Raw genomic sequence first — 16646 nt, forward strand, 5'->3', positions numbered from 1 at the left:
ATGCTGGGCCATCCCCGCGCGCCCTGCGCGCGCAAAACCTGCGAGACCGCGATGACCCTGATCACCAACCACCTGCCCACCGCCGAGTTGCAGGCTCTGGACGCCGCCCATCACATGCATCCCTTTACCACCGGGGCCGAACTGGCCGCCAAGGGCGCGCGGGTCATCACCCGCGCCAGGGGCGTCTGGCTGACCGATTCCGAGGGGCAGGAAATTCTGGATGCCATGGCGGGGCTGTGGTGCGTGAACGTGGGCTATGGCCGCAAGGATCTGGCCGCCGTCGCCGCCCGCCAGATCGAAGAACTGACCTATTACAACACCTTTTTCCAGACCACCCATGTGCCCGCCATCGCACTGGCGGCCAAGCTTGCCGAACTGGCGCCGGGCGACCTGAACCATGTGTTCTTTGCCGGCTCCGGGTCTGAGGCGAACGACACCAACATCCGCATGGTGCGCCATTACTGGGCGATGAAGGGCAAGCCGGAAAAGACCGTCATCATCAGCCGCAAGAACGGCTATCACGGCTCGACCATGGGCGGCGCCAGCCTGGGCGGCATGGCGGGGATGCACGCGCAGGGCGGGCTGCCCATTCCCGGCATCGTGCATATCGACCAGCCGCACTGGTATGCCGAGGGCGGCGACATGACGCCCGAAGACTTTGGCCTGGCCCGCGCCCGCCAGTTGGAGGAAAAGATCCTCGAACTGGGCGAAGACAAGGTCGCGGCCTTTATAGGCGAGCCCATTCAGGGCGCCGGTGGGGTGATCGTGCCGCCCGCCACCTACTGGCCCGAGATTCAGCGCATCTGCGACAAATACCAAATCCTGCTGATCGCCGACGAGGTTATCACCGGGTTTGGCCGCACCGGCAACTGGTTCGGCAGCCAGACCGTCGGCATCCGGCCCCATATCATGACCATCGCCAAGGGGCTGTCGTCGGGCTATGTGCCGATCGGCGGCTCGATCGTCTGCGACGAGGTGGCCGAGGTGATCGGCTCGGGCGAGTTCAACCACGGTTACACCTATTCCGGCCATCCGGTCGCCGCCGCCGTGGCGCTGGCCAACCTTCAGATCTTGCAGGATGAAAAGATCGTCGATCACGTCCGCGATGTGGCCCACCCCTATCTGGCCGAGAAATGGCAGGCCCTGACCGATCACCCGCTGGTGGGCGAGGCTCAACTGGTCGGGCTGATGGGTTCCGTCGCGCTGACGCCCGACAAGGCGCGCCGCACCGCCTTTGCCGAACCTGGCGCGGTAGGCTATCGCTGCCGCGAGCGGTGCTTTGCCAACAATCTGGTGATGCGCCATGTCGGCGACCGCATGATCATTTCGCCGCCGCTGGTGATCCGCCCCGAGGACATCGACGTGCTGATCGCGCGTGCGCGCAAATCGCTGGATGAAACCTATACCGCGCTGAAAGCCGACGGGCTGGTGGGCTGACCGCCGGGCGCTGTTTGAAGTCATCGGCCGGGGTCTGGCGCCCCGGCCGATTGATTCGAAGGCCGGTTTTCATCTCGCGTGCGCAATGGCGCGCGGGGTAGATAGTCTGCACAAAATTGCAGCGCGACAAAAACAACAGCCCCGCCAGGTGGCGGCCGGCTGCCGATTTACGGTCACGGTGCCGCGATGCGGCATAAGGCACATGGACAGCCCGCAGCGGTCAGCGCAAGCATGGAGCCTGCGCCGATTTTCAACCGTGAGGGTAATGTGCCGCAGGGTGCTGACCGCCTGATTCCGACCACCGCTGCCGCCTCTTTGGGCGCGGATGAGGTGTTTCCCATGGACGCCCTGTGCGAGGCGGCCAAGATTCTGACCGGCGCGGGCGATCCGATTGCAGCGATGCCTTCGGTGCTGGGGGTGCTGTCGTCGTTCATGGGGCTGCGGCTGGGGGCGCTGGCGCTGCTGCAAGACGGCGGCACCGCCAGCGACAAGGGCGCCAATGCGGCCGCGGTCAACCCCTATGTGGTCGCGGCAACCGCCGCGGGAACCACCAACAACCCCATGAATTGCCGGGCCATTCCCCATGCCGTGGCGCGCCATGTGCTGCGCAGCGGGGTGGCGCTGGTGTCTCGCGATCTGGTGGGCGAGTTTGGCGTGGCCGCGCTGCCGCCCGGCGCCCGGCATGAAAACTATGCGCTGCTGGCGGTGCCGATCCGCGATCAGGCGCATTCGCCCTTTGTGCTGGGGGTGTTGTGCGCCTATCGCGATCTGACTGGCGGCGCGGCGCGGTTTCTGGATACCGACCTGCGCGTGATGCAGATGATCGCCGCGATCCTGGAACAATCCATCCGCTTTCGCCGCCTTGTCGCGCGCGACCGCGACCGCCTGATGCAAGAGGCCCGCGCAGCCATCCATGCCGCTGCCGACGCCGTCATTCTGGCCCCGGCCGAGGCCAATGCCCAGCCCGAACCGATCGCCGACATCATCGGCGACAGCCCCGCGATCCGCAAGGTGATCGCCCAGATCCGCAAGGTGGCACCGACGCAGGCGCCGATCCTGCTGCGCGGCGAAAGCGGCACCGGCAAGGAATTGTTTGCCCGCGCCATCCATTCGCTGTCGGACCGCCGCGCGCGCCCCTTTGTCAAGGTCAATTGCGCCGCGCTGTCGGCCAGCCTGCTGGAATCGGAACTGTTCGGCCACGAAAAGGGCGCCTTCACCGGCGCGCTGGCGCAGAAAAAGGGTCGGTTCGAACTGGCCGATACCGGCACCCTGTTTCTGGACGAAATCGGCGAGATCAGCCCCGAGTTTCAGGCCAAACTGCTGCGCATCCTGCAAGAGGGCGAATTCGAGCGCGTCGGCGGCTCGAAAACCTTGCGGGTGGATGTGCGGCTTGTCACCGCGACCAACCGCGATCTGGAACGTGCGGTGGCCAGCGGCGCCTTCCGGGCTGACCTGTATTTCCGCATCTGCGTGGTGCCGATCATGCTGCCGCCGCTGCGCGAACGGCGCGATGATATCCGGGCGCTGGCGACGGGCTTTCTGGAGCGGTTCAACAAGCGCAACGGCATGGACAAGCGCATCTCGGATGCGGCGCTTGCGCAACTGAGCGCCTGCAACTTCCCCGGCAACGTGCGCGAGCTGGAAAACTGCGTTTCGCGTGTGGCGGCGTTGTCTTCGGGCACGGTGATCGGCCCCGACGATCTGGCCTGCAACGCGCAGTGCCTGTCGGCTGATCTGTGGCGGCTGCAAACCGGCGAGGGGTCGCCGGTGGGGGGGCTTGGCGCCTCGCCGCTGTCGTTGCCGGTTCTGGGGCGGCGCCCCGATCCGGTGCCCGAACCGATGGTGGCTCCGGCGGCGCCGGTTGCCGCGGCCCCCGCCCCGGTCCGCCCCGCCGCCGCGCCCGGCGACGAGCGCGCGGCCCTGGTCGATGCGATGGAGCGCGCGGGCTGGGTGCAGGCCAAGGCGGCGCGTCTGCTGGGCATGACCCCGCGCCAGATCGGTTATGCGTTGAAAAAGCACAACATCCAGGTTGAAAAATTCTGATCTCAACGGTTGAGCCGCCCCCTGCCCACACGCGGCGGGGGCGGGTTTCCGACACCGCCCCCCGCTTTGTCGGCTTTGCGACCCTCGGGCCGCGAAACTTGCCCCAAAACCCCTTGCTTTACGACATCCGGCGGTTGGCACGCTTCTTGCTTCTGTCTTTCCAGCGATCAGAGGAAAGGGCCGGACATGGCGGGCAACATCATCTCACTGGGCGGGCTGCAGGTTGCGTCGCGCGATGATTTGGGCAAGGCGCTGGGCGCGGGTTCTGCGGGGGGCTGCGCGTCGTCCGGTTGCGGGTCAACCGCGGGCCCGGCCGACATGGATCCGGCCACCTGGGCCAAGGTCAAGGATCACCCCTGCTATTCCGAAGAGGCGCATCACTATTTTGCCCGGATGCATGTGGCGGTGGCGCCCGCCTGCAACATCCAGTGCAACTACTGCAACCGCAAATACGACTGTTCCAACGAAAGCCGCCCCGGCGTGGTGTCGGAACGGCTCACGCCCGATCAGGCAGCGCGCAAGGTGCTGGCGGTGGCGGCGGCGGTGCCGCAACTGTCGGTGCTGGGTATCGCCGGGCCGGGCGATGCGGCCTTCGACTGGAAACGAACCAAGGCCACCTTTGATCTGGTGCAGGCGCGCCTGCCTGACATCAAGCTGTGCCTGTCGTCGAACGGGCTGGCGCTGCCCGACCATGTCGAGGAACTGGTGGCGATGCGGGTGGACCATGTCACCATCACCATCAACACGCTGGACCCCGAGGTGGGCGCGCAGATCTATCCGTGGATCTATTTCCGCGGCGCGCGCCTGACCGGGGTCGAGGCTTCGCGCATCCTGATCGAGCGGCAGATGCAAAGCCTTGATCTGCTGGTGGCGCGCGGGATTCTGGTCAAGGTCAATTCGGTCCTGATCCCTGGCATCAACGATGCGGGCATGATCGAACTGAACAAGGTGGTCAAGGCCAGGGGCGCCTTTCTGCACAACATCATGCCGCTGATCTCGGACCCGGCGCATGGCACGCATTTCGGCCTGACCGGCCAGCGCGGGCCGACCGCGGCCGAGCTTCAGGCGGTGCAGGAGGCTTGCGCGGGCGGTGCCAACCTGATGCGCCATTGCCGCCAGTGCCGCGCCGATGCGGTGGGCATGCTGGGTGAGGACCGCGGGCAGGAGTTCACGCTGGACAAGCTGCCCGAGACGGTCGAGGACGCCCCCGAGGCGCGCGCCGCCTGGCGCGCCTGGGTCGCGCGCGAACGCGAAGATCGGCGCGAGGCAAGCGCCGCCGCCGCTGCCCTGCTGCCCGCCGCCCTGCAGCCTGCCGCACCGCCGATGCTGGTGGCGGTGGCCACCCGCGGCGGTGGCCGGATCAACCAGCATTTCGGCCATGCGACCGAGTTTCAGGTCTATCAGGTCGATACCGCCGGGGTGCGCTTTGTCACCCACCGCCGTGCCGACAACTATTGCCTGGACGGCCACGGCGAAGACGACCGCTTGGCCGAGATCATCCGCACGCTGGAAGGTGTGCCGGTGGTGCTGTGTTCGCGCATTGGCGAGGCGCCACGCGCGCGGCTGGCCAGCGCCGGCATCGAGGTGATCGACGCCCACGCCGAAGACTACATCGAAGCCGCCATTTCGGCTGTTTATGCCACCCGCAACCCCCAAAGCGGTGCCCTTACCGCCTGACCTTTCCAAAGCCAACAGGAGTTAGCCATGGCCTACAAGATCGTCACTTCGTCCTGCACCGTTTGCGGTGCCTGCGAATTCGAATGCCCCAATGCCGCGATCCGGTTCAAGAACGATACCTATGTGATCGACGCTGCGAAATGCACCGAATGCGATGGCGATGCGCCCAAATGCGCCGCCGTCTGCCCGGTGCCGAAAACCTGCATCCCGGCTTGATCCATGCCCGAAGGCCCGGCCCCGCTGGACTGGCAGGGCGCGGCAATCGCCTGCGCCGACTGCCGGTTTCACGCCCGCCTTGCGGCGGGTGCCTGCGGACAAGGCTGGGCCTGCGTGCAGGACCGCTATTTCAAACGCATCGAACGGTTCTTTCTGCTCAATCCTGATCTGGCGGATGACTGCCTGACCCATCCGCATTTCGAGGTGCGCGCGCAGGCTGCCCGCACCGCCACGCTGTTCCGGCTGCCGCCGCTGCTGGAAGACGCCGATCCTGCGGTGCGTGCGGTTGCGGTGCTGCGGCTGCCTGCGGCGGCGGCGCGGCGGCTGATGCGCGACCCGGACCGTGCGGTGCGGGTCGCGGTGGCGCACCGGCTGCCGCCGGGCGATCTGCACCCGATTTTGGCCGATGCCGACCCCTATGTGCGCCTTGTGGCCGCGGGCCGGGCCGATCCGGGGGTGTTGGCGCTGTTGATGCACGACCCCGACCCCGGAATCCGCAAGCTGGTGGCCGAGCGGATCGCGCCCGAGGCGTTGGCCCGCTTTTTGCCCGACCCCGAGCCGCTGGTGCGTCGCGCCGCCGCGCGGCGGATCGTGCCCGAGGGTTTGCCGGGCTTTGCCCGCGACGTCGATATCCGCGTGCGGCACGCAGTGGCCGAGCGCGCCCCGGCTGATCTGGCGCGTGCGCTGCAAGCTGACCCTGAACCCCTGATCCGCGAGGCCGCCGCGCAGCGGCTGGCCGCGCTTGCAACCCGAAAGGATGCCGATGATGTCACCCGATGACCAACCGATCGAGATTTATGCGCCGCCGGTCTATATGCCCGGCGACAAGGTCCGCTCGCGCCTGACGATCCGCAACGACGGCACCATGTGGGGGGTCGAGATCGGCGAGATTGTCGTGCGCAAAGGGGATGTGGGCTATGTCCGCGACATCGGCACCTATCTGCAACAATTCTACATCTATGCGGTCGATTTCATCGACCGTGGCACTGTGGTCGGGATGCGGGCGCGCGAACTGACCGAACCGGAGGGCGTGCAATGAAGGTGATGATCCGTCAGACCCCGAAAGGGCTTGAGGCTTATGTGGCCAAGAAAGACCTTGAAGAGATGATCGTGGAAACCGAAACCCCGGCGATCTGGGGCGGCTGGGCGCGGCTGTCGAATGGCTGGGTGCTGGACCTGCCCGCCTTTGACACGCCTCCCAAGCTGCCGATCACCGTCGAGGCGCGCAAACACCCCGAAGCGGAGGGCTGAGCGGTGGAAGATGCAGCACGCCTGCGCGCGGCGCTGGCTGAGGTGGCCGCCGGGCGGCTGGTTCCCTATCTGGGGCCTGCGGTTTCGGCGCTGGGGGCAGGCGGCGGGCCAGCCTCGCCCGAGGCGCTGTGCGCCCTGATCGAGGCGCAGGTGCGCCCGCCCAAACGGGCCGCAGGCAACCTGTGGGCGGTGGCGCAATATGTCGAAAGCCGCCGCTTCCGGGCGACACTGGAAAAGATCGTGCGTCAGGCCTTTGCCGCCCCCGCAGGCCCGAACCCGGTGTTTGACTGGCTGGCGCGGCTGCGCCCGCCGATGGTGGTGGATGTCTGGTATGACGGCGGTCTGATCGCGGCCTACCGGGCGGCGGGCGGGTCGGCAGACTGGGGCTGGGTTCAGGGTGTCAGCCGCAATGGCGAATGGGATGAAATCTGGTTTCGCAGCTATGATGCCACCAGCGCCCTGCGCCCCGGCGGTGCTGACCCGGCCTGGCCCAGCCTGATCTACAAGCCGCATGGTCTGGCAGCCGAGGGCACCTCGTTCCTGATGTCGGATTCCGACTATGTCGAGGTTCTGACCGAAATCGACATCCAGTCCCCGATCCCCGATGCGGTGCAGGCCCGGCGCGGCGGGCGCGGGTTCCTGTTTCTGGGCTGCCGGTTTGACGATCAGATGTTGCGCACCTTTGCCCGCCAGATCACCAAACGCTCGGGCGGGGGTCATGTGGCGGTGATCGAGGGGCCGCTGACGCGGATGGAAGGGCTGTTTCTGGAAGAACTGGGCATCACCCGGCTTGATCTGCCGTTGTCGGCCGTTGTGGCACAACTGGCGGAGGCCGCGGCCTGAGGGGGCGCGGCTAGCGCGCCAGCTCGGCCCGCCGTTTACGGTCATAGGACGAGGGAATCCCCAACGATTCCCGGTATTTCGTGACGGTTCGGCGGGCCAGCGTCACCCCGGCCTCGGTCGCCAGCTTGACGATCGCCGCATCGCTGAGCGGGTTGGCGCGGTCTTCGGCGGCCACGATCTCGCCCACCAGCGCGATCACCGCATCCTGCGACTGGCCTTCGCCGGCATCCGCCGCCACGGTGCGGCTGAAAAACGCCTTCAAGGGCACCGTGCCGCGCGGGGTTTCGATCAGGCGGGCGGCGGTGGCGCGGCTGATCGTCGAAGGATGCAGGTTCAGTTCTGCCGCCACATCTTCCATCGACAGGGGCCGCAGGTGGCGGGCCCCGTGATCCAGAAACGCCGCCTGATGGCGCACCAGACAGGCCGCGGTGCGCAGCAGCGTGACCTGCCGCCGCTCGATCGCACGCACCAGCCAGCGCGCCTGCGACAGCGAGCGGTTCAGATAATCGCGCGCGGCGGGATCGTGCGCCACCTCGGGCAGCGTCTCGCCGATCAGCCGCAGCCGCGGCAGGCAGGAGCGGTTCAGCTCCACCTCCCAGACCCCGGCCTTGCGGCGGGCGCAGAGGTCGGGCGGAAAAATCGGCGCCCGGTCGGAGGCAAAGCTGTCGCCCGGTTTCGGGTCAAGGCTGCGGATGATCGCCAGAGCGGCGCGGATATCGTCGATCTCGCAGTCGCACAGTGCGGCCAGATCGGCCAGCCGCCCCGCCGCCAGCAGATCCAGATGACCAAGGATCGTCTCCATCTCCCAGGTCAGAAGGCCGCGGTCGGCGGCCTGAAGGCGTAGGCATTCGGCCAGATTGCGAGCGAAAATTCCTGTGGGTTCAAACTGTTGCAGCCGCGCCAGCACCGCTGCCGCGCGCTCTGGGGGCGCGCCGCAGGCATCTGCCACCGCCTCGGATGACGCCGACAGCCAGCCCGAGGGTTCCAGTGCCTCGGCAAAGGCCAGCGCCAGCGCGCGGTCTGTGGGCGTGTCAAAGGCCAGCGCGATCTGATCCGCGACATGGGCAAACAGGCTGACCGGCGCGCCTTCCAGCGCCGCGATCTCGTCCCAGTCGGGGCCAGTTGCGGCCGGGCCGGCGGGCAGCGGCGCCGGCGGGCGCAGATCAAGGCAGGGGTTTTCCAGCGCCTGTTCGGCCAGATAATCAGCCAGATCGAGATTGTTCATCTGCAGAATCCGCAGCGCGGCCTGCATCTTTTGTGTCATCGCCAGCGTGGTCGTCTGGCGGAAAACCTGGTTCATCTCCATCCGTCAACCCTGACACGAGGGCGCGACGCAACCGTGGGGCGATCATGTCGCAGGGGGATTTTGGGGCAGGCACGCGGGCCGGTCTGCCTGCCAGACCGGCAGGGGCCGTGCGCCTGCCCATTTTGTCAGCCGAACTTGAACAGAATGCCGTAGCCGCCGCGCGGGTAGGACCATTCAATCTCGCCGGTGGATTGGCAGACGATCCGGCAGGAGCCGCATTCCATGCAGCCATCGGCCACGACCTCGACGCGCCCCGCCTCGTTCAGGCGGTAGCAGCCTGCGGGGCACAGGTCGGTCATCGCCTGCAACTCGGGGCTGTCACCTTTGTTTTGCTGGTGAATTTGCACATGCGACCGGCCCTCATCGACCTGATAGCGGTTTTGGTAAAGCCGCTCTTCCATCTTGGGGGCGGGTTTGTCTTTCTTGTCGGTCATCTCCAGGCCCTCGCCACTTTGAACAGATCGCTTGCCATCCGCAGCCATCCGCCGCGGGCCTTTTTCAGATCGCGCAGCGCCTCGGCTTCCTTGGTGCGCTTGTCCACGCCATCCACCCGCAGGAACGACTGGAAGGCCCGGTTCAGTGCGCTGGGGTAGGTGGTCAGCAGTTGCCGGTTGCGTTCCAGCAGATGCGGCACCTTGCGGTATTTCTTGAGGTCTTTCATGACAAAGCTGTCGGCCAGCTTGTCACGATACAGCTTGAGGTTTTCGTTGGTGACGGGCTTGCCCTCGGCCTTCAGTTGAATGAGGCTTTCGGCCGCCAGCCGCCCCGAGGTCATCGCCAGGTTGGAGCCTTCGCGGTGCACCGCGTTCACGAACTGCCCCGCATCGCCCACGATCAGCCAGCCATCACCGGTCAGCGTGGGGATCGCGTCATAGCCGCCCTCAGGGATCAGGTGGGCGACATATTCCTTCATCTCGGCCCCCTTCAGCAGCGGCGCGACCGAGGGGTGCCGCTTGAAACGGTCGAGCAGTTCATAGGGCGGAACCCGCGTCTGGGCGAAATCCGACAGGATGCAGCCCACCCCGATCGAAATGGATTCCTTGTTGGTATACAAGAACCCCGTTCCCACCATGCCGGAGGAGACCGAGCCGATCACCTCGATCACCACCCCGTCTTCCTCGCCTGCAAGGTTAAAGCGTTCGCGGATGGTTTCTTCGGGCAGGAAATGGGTTTCCTTCACCGCAAGGGCGACATGGTTGGGCTTGATCTCGGGCCGCAGGCCCGCGCGCTGGCCCACCACGCCGTTCACGCCCTCGGCCAGCACCACGACATCGGCAAAGATCGGCCCGCCTTCGCGGTCGGTCAGCACGCCGATCACCTTGCCCGCGTCGTTCTTGACCAGATCCTTCACCGTGGTTTCGGTGATCAGAATGGCACCCGCCGCGCGCACCTGCTTGGAAAACCACTTGTCGAACTGCGCCCGCAGGATCGTGTAGCGGTTGGGCTTTTCCTCGTTGAAGTCATCGCTGCGGTATTGCGCGCCGGTGTGCGATTTCTCGGACAGCATCCAGAACCGCTGCTCCACCACATGCCGTTCCAGCGGTGCGCTGTCGCGGAAATCGGGGATGATGCGTTCCAGTGCGTCGGAATAGAGAATCGCGCCCTGCACGTTTTTTGATCCGGGGTATTCGCCGCGGTCGATTTGCAGCACCGAAAGCCCGGCCTTGGCCATGACATAGGCGGCAGCATTGCCCGAAGGCCCGGCCCCCACCACGATGGCGTCGAAATGGTCTGTCATCGCACCTTCCTCCTTAGCTGGCCAAGGCGCGCGCGCCGAGGCGGCGGGCAAAGGCATCGGTCAACGCCGGTAGAACCGTCAGCGCATCGGCCACCACGCCCAGATGGGCGAATTCGAAGATCTTGGCGTTGGGGTCGGTGTTGATCGCCACGATCAGATCGGCGCCCTCGACCCCGACCCGATGCTGGATCGCGCCGGAAATGCCCGCCGCGATATACAGCCGCGGACGGATCGTGTTGCCGGTCTGGCCGATCTGGCGCTCGGCCGGGGCCCAGCCTTTCTGCACCACCGGGCGCGAACAGCCCCAGTCGCCGCCCAGCGTGCGCGCAAGGTTGCGCACCAGCGCAAGGTTGGCCTCATTCTTCAGCCCCATGCCGCCCGCCACCACGATATCGGCATAGGCCAGATTGGCCTCTTTGCTGGTGTTGTCAGAGACGAATTCCAGCACCTTGGTGATGATGTCGTCTTCCTTCATCCGCAGATTGTCCCAGATCATCCGGCCCGAACGCTTGGTGTCGGGTTCCGGCATCGCCATCACGCGCGGGCGCACGGTGGCCATCTGGGGGCGGTGGTTCAGGGTGTAGATGGTGCACAACAGCGTGCCGCCAAAGGTCGGCCGCGTGGCGCCCAGGCACATGTCGTCGTCAATCGCGAGTTCGGTCGCATCGGCCGTCAGGCCGGTTTGCAACGTGGTCGCCACCGACCCGGCCAGATCGCGGCCCAAGGGCGTGGCCCCCAGCAGCAGGATTTCCGGCTTATACTTGTTCACGAGGTCGGTCAGAACCTGCGTGTAGGGTTCGTTGCGATAGTCGGTCAGCGCCTCGTCCTCAACGATATAGCAGACGTCGGCGCCATAGTGGTAGGTCTGCCGGATCGCGGTCTTGGTGGTTTCGGCCTTGGGGCCGATCACCACGCCCGCCAACTGGCAGCCCAGCTTGTCGGCCAGCTTGCGGCCCTCGCCCATCAGCTCCCATGAAACCGGGTGCACCTTGCCCCGTTCGATTTCCACCAGCACCCAGACGTGCTTGTAGTCGCGGAACCTTTCAGGCAGTTCCTTGCGCAGTCCGGCGCGGCCGGCGGGTTGGGCTTGCGGGGTCTCGGCCATGGAAAGCCTCCTTTCAGCGGGCGGCGGCGGTCACGACCGCCTCAAGTTTCGGATCACGGGCGAACAGCAGGTCGATCAGCGCATCGCCGATCTGGGCGGGGGTCTTGCCCTCGACCGTCACCATCTCGGCCTTTTCGGCGCGGGGGGACGGGGCGAAGACGCGCTTGACCACCGTGGGTGAGCCGCGCAGGCCACATTTCATCGGGTCTTCGACGCCTGCCTGTTCGGCCGACCAGACGGTGACATCGGCGCGCGCCGCGCGCAGCAGGTCTTGGACCGTGCCACGGCGGATCGTGTTTGTGTCTTCCAGCATGGTGATCAGGCAGGGCAGTTTCGACCGCAGCACCTGCACGCCCCCTTCGGAGCGGCGCCGCACCACGATGCCCTGCGCGGCCAGATCAAGGCTGTCGATGGCCGAGACATAGGTCAGCTGGTTCAGCCCCATCCGCCGGGCGATGCCGGGGCCGACCTGCGCGGTATCGCCGTCAATGGTCTGCTTGCCGGTAAAGACGATGTCGATGGGCCGTTCCTCGGCCAGCGTGGTCAGTGCGGCGGTCAGCGCAAACGAGGTGGCCAGCGTGTCTGACCCGGCAAAGCGGCGGTCGGTGATCAGCACCGCCTTGTCGGCGCCCAGCCCAAGCGCCCGGCGCAGTGCATCTTCGGCCATCGGCGGCCCCATCGACAGCACCGTGACCTGCCCACCGTATTCGTCGCGCAGGCGCAGCGCCTCTTCCAGCGCGAACAGGTCATAGGGGTTGATGATCGTGGGCACGCCCTGGCGCATGATCGTGTTGGTCACCGGATGCACCCGGATCTGTGCCGAATCCGGCACCTGCTTGATGCAGACGACGATGTTCAGGCCCGTTGGTGCGGGTTTCGGGGGCTCCAGCGCCTCGATGATCGGCTCGTCCATGGCGGTTCCTTTCGCAGTCATTCAGTCAGCAGCAAGACGCAGGCCCGCCAGCGGCACGAAGGCGGGGCGTTGCGGGCGGGCATTGGCCAGCACCTTGAACACCTTCTGTTCAAGCGGAGTGCTGGTTTCGAAATCCTGATGGGCATGTGCCAGCGCCTCGCGGGCGATCAGGAACACGGCCTGATCAGACAGCCCGTCCATCTCGGTGCGGGCCAGGTATTCGCCAAAGCGTTTGAGAACATGCAGCCGCGCGACGTTCAGAACCTCGGGGCGGAAAGGCAGGTCCAGCAACGCGAACATGTCCTCGGCCGAGGCGGCGGCGGTGATCTGGCTCAAGAGGGCGGGGCGGGGGGTCATCGGTCTCTCCTGTTTGTCGGTCATCGTTGCGCCAGCGCGGCCATCAGCCCGGCCAGATCGCCGGGCCCGGCCCAGCGTTTTTCACGCGTGGCCCAGTCGCGCAGCGCAGGCAGCAGCGTGCGCAACGTGGCCTCGTCATGGGGCAGCCCGGCCTCTGCCAGCGCGCGCGAGAGCCCGGCCAGCCCGGAATGCTTGCCCGCCACCAGCCGGTGCGCGCGGCCAAACCGTTCCGGCGGCAGCGCCGCGCTTTCATAGGTGGCGCGATCTTTCAGCAGGCCATCGACATGAATCCCCGCCTCGTGGGTAAAGACCGCATCGCCGACGATCGGCTTGGCCACCGGCACCGGCCGACCCGAGGCCCGCGCAACCAGATCCGACAGCGCGCACAACTGATCCAGCGCGATGCCGGTGGGCCGCCCCAGCGCGGCCATCACCGCTGCAACCTCTTCCAGCGCGGCATTGCCCGCGCGTTCGCCCAGACCGTTGACAGTGACTGACAGATGGCTGGCGCCCGCACGGGCGGCGGCCAGCGTGTTGGCGGTGGCCATCCCGAAATCGTTATGGGCGTGAAACTCCAGCGGCAGCGCCAGCCGTGGCAGCAGCCCCGCCACCAGATCATGCGCGCCAAACGGGTCAAGGATGCCCAGCGTATCGGCCAGCCGGAACCGGATCGCCCCGGCCCGTGCCGCAACCCCTGCCAGATCGGCCAGAAACGCCGGATCGGCGCGCGAGGCGTCTTCGGCGCCAACCGAGACGGCAAAGCCCGCCTGCGTCGCGCGCCCCACCCAGGCGGCCAGTTCGCGCCGCACCCAGTCGGCGCCGACGCGCAGTTTGCCCGCCATCTGCCGGTTCGACGCCGGTGCCGCCACATGCAGTCGGCGCACACCGCAGGCCGCGGCGGCCTCGAAATCCTCGGGCCGCAGGCGGCACCAGACGACCGGTGCGGCGTGGCGCAGATCGGCGGCAAGGCTGCGTATCTCGGCAATCTCGGTCGGGCCCATTGCGGCCACGCCCAGTTCGATTTCGGCCAGACCGGCGCCCTCCAGCGCCCGCGCGATGGCGCGCTTTTCGGCCAGGCTAAAGGCCACGCCCGCGGTCTGTTCGCCATCGCGCAGCGTGGTGTCGCACAAAACGACCGGGCCGCAGGCTGGCTGTTTCATTGCGCGCCCTCCGCAAGGGTTTGCCCGGCGCCAAAGGGCGACAGCGCGCGCAGCCGTTCGATGATGGGGGGCAGAACCTCCAGCACGCGGTCCACCTCAACTTCGGTCGTCTCACGGCCCAGCGAAAACCGGATCGCGCCATGCGCGGCGGTAAAGGGCACCTGCATCGCGCGCAGCACATGGTTGGGTTCCATCGCGCCCGAGGCGCAGGCCGAGCCGGAGGAGGCCGCGATCCCGGCGCGGTCGAGCATCATCAGGATCGCCTCGCCCTCGACGAAATCAAAGGCCAGCGCCGAGGTGTTGGGCAGCCGGTCGCGCAGATCGCCCAGCACCCGGACCTGACCGATCCGCTTCAGCAGGCCGCGCTCCAGCCGGTCGCGCAGCGCGGCGACGGGGCGCAGATCGCAGCCGGTGGCAAGTTCTGCGGCGCGGCCAAAGCCTGCGATGGCGGGCACGTTCTGGGTGCCCGCACGGCGTCCGCGTTCCTGATGGCCGCCCCGCAGCAGCGGCGCAAAGCGCGTGCCACGGCGCAGATACAGCGCCCCCACGCCCTTGGGGCCGTGCAGTTTGTGCGCGCTGACCGAGGCCAGATCGACGCCCGCGGCATCCAGCTTCAGCGCAACCTTGCCCGCAGCCTGCACCGCATCAGTGTGAAACAATGCGCCCGCCTTGTGGGCGATTTCTGCCAGCCCCTCGATCGGAAAGACGGTGCCGGTTTCGTTATTGGCCCACATCAGCGACACCAGCGCCGTCTGTTGCCCCAGCGCGGCGCGGTAGGCGTCAAGGTCGAGCCGCCCTTCGGGATCAACCCCGATCCGGTGCACCCGCACCCCGGCGTTCTGTTCCAGCCAGCCGCAGACCGACAGCACCGAAGGATGTTCGACGGCAGAGGTGACGATCTCGCGCCGGTCGGGGGTGGCGGCCAGGGCGGCCTGAATGGCGGTGGTGTTGGCCTCGGTGCCGCCCGAGGTAAAGATGATCTCGTCGTCATGGGCCGCGCCCAGCAGCCCGCGCACCGCCGCCCGCGCGGCGATCAGCGCGCGCGCCGCCACCGTGCCCGGCCCGTGCATCGACGCGGGGTTGCCGAAATGCTCCGCCAGATAGGGCAGCATCGCGGCGACCACCTCGGGGGCGGTGCGGGTCGTGGCGTTGTTGTCCAGATAGACGGGGGTCATCGGCGGGCCCTCAGCTTTTCGGCACGGGGATGACGCGGATCGGCCGACCCAGCGCATCGGCGATGCGCTTTTGCAGGCCACCCAGCGTCAGCGAGGCCAGTTGGCAGCCGGTGCACGCGCCGGTCAGATGGACCTGCACACGGCTGCCCTCGAATTCCAGCAGTTCGACATCGCCGCCATCGGCGCGGAAGACGGTGCGCATATCGTCCAGAATGCGGGTGATCTCGGCCAGTTCCTCGGCAGGCGCCAGCGGCACCTCGCGCAGTTTGACGGGGCGGGCAGGCTGCGGCGGCGCGATCGGCACAAAGGTCTGGCGCGGCGAAACGGGCATCGGGGTGGCGGCGGGCAGGGCGGGTGCCACAGGCTCCGGCTCGCCGGTGAATGCGGCCAGCGCCGCGCCCAGCGCCTGACGACCGATCTCGGGTGCCTGCATCCGCTCGGGCGGCAGCCCGCCCAGCGCTTGTGCAATATCCTGCCCGGTCAGTCGGCGCGCCTCGTCCAGCGATTTGCCGGTGACCAGTTCGGTCAGCGCCGAGGCCGCCGCGATGGCCGAGCCGCCAAAGCCCTGAAACCCGGCCGCCTCGATCTGTCGCGTCTCGGGGTTGACCCGTAGCGTCAGCCGCAGCGCGGCGCCAGCGGCCAGCGATCCGGCCTCGCCCACCGCATTGGCATCGGCCAGCGGGCCTGCGTTGCGCGGGTTGAAGAAATGGTCATGGACCTGTTCGGTATATCCCGGCATCTCGCGCCCCCTCAGCAGAAGGATTTGCCGCAGCCGCAGCTGCTGGTGGCGTTGGGGTTGTCGAACACGAAGCCCGAGCCATCGACGCTGCTGACAAAGTCGATGGTGGCGCCGTCCAGATGCGCCCCGCTGGCGGGGTCAACCAGCACGGTCACGTCGCCGGCTTCGATCACGGTATCGTCGGGGGCCTGCGTCAGTTCCAGCGCCATGCCGTATTTCAGCCCCGCGCAGCCGCCAGACTGAACCATCAGCCGAAGCCCGATCACGGGCTGGCCTGCACCGTCAATGGCGGTCTTGATGGCGGCGCGAGCGGCGGGGGTGATCTCGATCATCGGACTCTCCTGTCAGGGCCAAAGCGTCTGAGAATGATGAAGCAAGAACTGTGCCAACCTGTGACGCCCATGAAATCAGGGGGTTGGCAGGGGCGGGGATCGGGGGTGTCGGGTATTGCGCGGGGCAATGTGCGACAATGGCGGCTTTGCGACAGCGCCTAGTCGGCCACAGGGGCGAGGCAGGCCGACCGTTCGGGGCAGTCGTCGCAGTTGGGCGCAGGGCACAGCCCGCTGCCGCCCGCGCAAATCTGACGATAGAAAAACCGCTTCCAGCGCAGGTTGTGCCGGTTGGCGGCAAACAGTCGCGGAAATTCACGAGCGATCAGGCCGCTCAGGCGGGCACGGTCGGGCAGG

At 67.2% G+C, this 16646-nt stretch carries 19 protein-coding genes; 8 read left to right on the plus strand and 11 right to left on the minus strand.

From position 1 onward, the window contains the following. Window positions 1–51: 51 nt before the first annotated feature. The 8 genes from C5F46_RS12330 (at window position 52) to C5F46_RS12365 (ending at window position 7467) form a co-directional block, all read left to right on the plus strand. The gene (locus C5F46_RS12330) at window positions 52–1437 is read left to right on the plus strand and encodes an aspartate aminotransferase family protein (protein WP_107325664.1); all 1386 of its coding nucleotides are present in this window, start codon (window positions 52–54) and stop codon (window positions 1435–1437) included. A 339-nt stretch (window positions 1438–1776) separates the two neighbouring features. Further along, entirely contained in the window at window positions 1777–3480 is a 1704-nt protein-coding gene (gene nifA, locus C5F46_RS12335; protein ID WP_107325665.1) for a nif-specific transcriptional activator NifA, read from the plus strand. Window positions 3481–3666: 186 nt separating this feature from the next. Further along, window positions 3667–5157 (plus strand): nitrogenase cofactor biosynthesis protein NifB, encoded by a 1491-nt coding sequence (gene nifB / locus C5F46_RS12340; protein WP_107325648.1) that lies wholly within the window; start codon window positions 3667–3669, stop codon window positions 5155–5157. 27 nt (window positions 5158–5184) lie between these two features. Continuing rightward, entirely contained in the window at window positions 5185–5373 is a 189-nt protein-coding gene (locus tag C5F46_RS12345; RefSeq protein ID WP_107325649.1) for a 4Fe-4S dicluster domain-containing protein, read from the plus strand. A 3-nt stretch (window positions 5374–5376) separates the two neighbouring features. After that, window positions 5377–6153: a 4Fe4S-binding leucine-rich repeat protein gene (locus tag C5F46_RS12350; RefSeq protein ID WP_107325650.1), complete on the plus strand. Its 777-nt coding sequence runs from the start codon at window positions 5377–5379 to the stop codon at window positions 6151–6153. Continuing rightward, window positions 6140–6412 (plus strand): nitrogen fixation protein NifZ, encoded by a 273-nt coding sequence (locus tag C5F46_RS12355; protein WP_235820167.1) that lies wholly within the window; start codon window positions 6140–6142, stop codon window positions 6410–6412. The genes C5F46_RS12350 and C5F46_RS12355 overlap by 14 nt, the downstream gene beginning before the upstream one ends. Further along, window positions 6409–6624, plus strand: a complete 216-nt coding sequence (gene nifT / locus C5F46_RS12360; RefSeq protein WP_107325651.1) for a putative nitrogen fixation protein NifT — start codon at window positions 6409–6411, stop codon at window positions 6622–6624. Before C5F46_RS12355 ends, nifT begins: the two co-directional genes overlap by 4 nt. 3 nt (window positions 6625–6627) lie before the next feature. Further along, window positions 6628–7467, plus strand: a complete 840-nt coding sequence (locus tag C5F46_RS12365; protein ID WP_107325652.1) for an SIR2 family NAD-dependent protein deacylase — start codon at window positions 6628–6630, stop codon at window positions 7465–7467. 10 nt (window positions 7468–7477) lie between these two features. On the opposite strand, the gene rpoN is transcribed toward C5F46_RS12365, so the two are convergent. From rpoN to C5F46_RS12420, 11 genes are all read right to left on the minus strand, one after another. Next, window positions 7478–8773 carry an RNA polymerase factor sigma-54 gene (rpoN, locus tag C5F46_RS12370; protein WP_107325653.1) on the minus strand — a complete coding sequence of 432 codons (1296 nt, stop codon included), beginning with the start codon at window positions 8771–8773 and terminating at the stop codon, window positions 7478–7480. A gap of 125 nt (window positions 8774–8898) precedes the next feature. Further along, a complete protein-coding gene (locus tag C5F46_RS12375) occupies window positions 8899–9207 on the minus strand; it encodes a ferredoxin family protein (RefSeq protein ID WP_107325654.1) in 309 nt (102 codons plus the stop codon). After that, window positions 9204–10511 (minus strand): FAD-dependent monooxygenase, encoded by a 1308-nt coding sequence (locus tag C5F46_RS12380; RefSeq protein WP_107325655.1) that lies wholly within the window; start codon window positions 10509–10511, stop codon window positions 9204–9206. Before C5F46_RS12380 ends, C5F46_RS12375 begins: the two co-directional genes overlap by 4 nt. A gap of 13 nt (window positions 10512–10524) precedes the next feature. Next, window positions 10525–11616, minus strand: coding sequence for an electron transfer flavoprotein subunit alpha/FixB family protein (locus C5F46_RS12385; RefSeq protein ID WP_107325656.1), 1092 nt, complete (start codon window positions 11614–11616; stop codon window positions 10525–10527). A gap of 13 nt (window positions 11617–11629) precedes the next feature. Next, window positions 11630–12529 carry an electron transfer flavoprotein subunit beta/FixA family protein gene (locus C5F46_RS12390; protein WP_201161451.1) on the minus strand — a complete coding sequence of 300 codons (900 nt, stop codon included), beginning with the start codon at window positions 12527–12529 and terminating at the stop codon, window positions 11630–11632. A gap of 21 nt (window positions 12530–12550) precedes the next feature. After that, on the minus strand, window positions 12551–12886 hold the full coding sequence (gene nifW / locus C5F46_RS12395) for a nitrogenase stabilizing/protective protein NifW (protein ID WP_107325668.1): 336 nt from the start codon (window positions 12884–12886) through the stop codon (window positions 12551–12553). Window positions 12887–12906: 20 nt separating this feature from the next. Beyond that, window positions 12907–14046 (minus strand): homocitrate synthase, encoded by a 1140-nt coding sequence (nifV, locus tag C5F46_RS12400; RefSeq protein WP_107325657.1) that lies wholly within the window; start codon window positions 14044–14046, stop codon window positions 12907–12909. Then, complete coding sequence (gene nifS / locus C5F46_RS12405) at window positions 14043–15221, minus strand: cysteine desulfurase NifS (protein ID WP_107325658.1); 1179 nt, start codon at window positions 15219–15221, stop codon at window positions 14043–14045. Before nifS ends, nifV begins: the two co-directional genes overlap by 4 nt. Before the next feature lie 10 nt (window positions 15222–15231). After that, window positions 15232–15960, minus strand: a complete 729-nt coding sequence (locus C5F46_RS12410) for an iron-sulfur cluster assembly scaffold protein (protein ID WP_107325659.1) — start codon at window positions 15958–15960, stop codon at window positions 15232–15234. 11 nt (window positions 15961–15971) lie between these two features. After that, window positions 15972–16292 carry a HesB/IscA family protein gene (locus C5F46_RS12415; RefSeq protein WP_107325660.1) on the minus strand — a complete coding sequence of 107 codons (321 nt, stop codon included), beginning with the start codon at window positions 16290–16292 and terminating at the stop codon, window positions 15972–15974. A gap of 158 nt (window positions 16293–16450) precedes the next feature. Beyond that, window positions 16451–16646: nitrogen fixation protein NifQ (locus tag C5F46_RS12420; RefSeq protein WP_181317751.1), on the minus strand; the 196-nt coding region annotated here is incomplete at its 5' end.

This window comes from Phaeovulum veldkampii DSM 11550 (assembly GCF_003034995.1).
Lineage (GTDB): Bacteria > Pseudomonadota > Alphaproteobacteria > Rhodobacterales > Rhodobacteraceae > Phaeovulum > Phaeovulum veldkampii.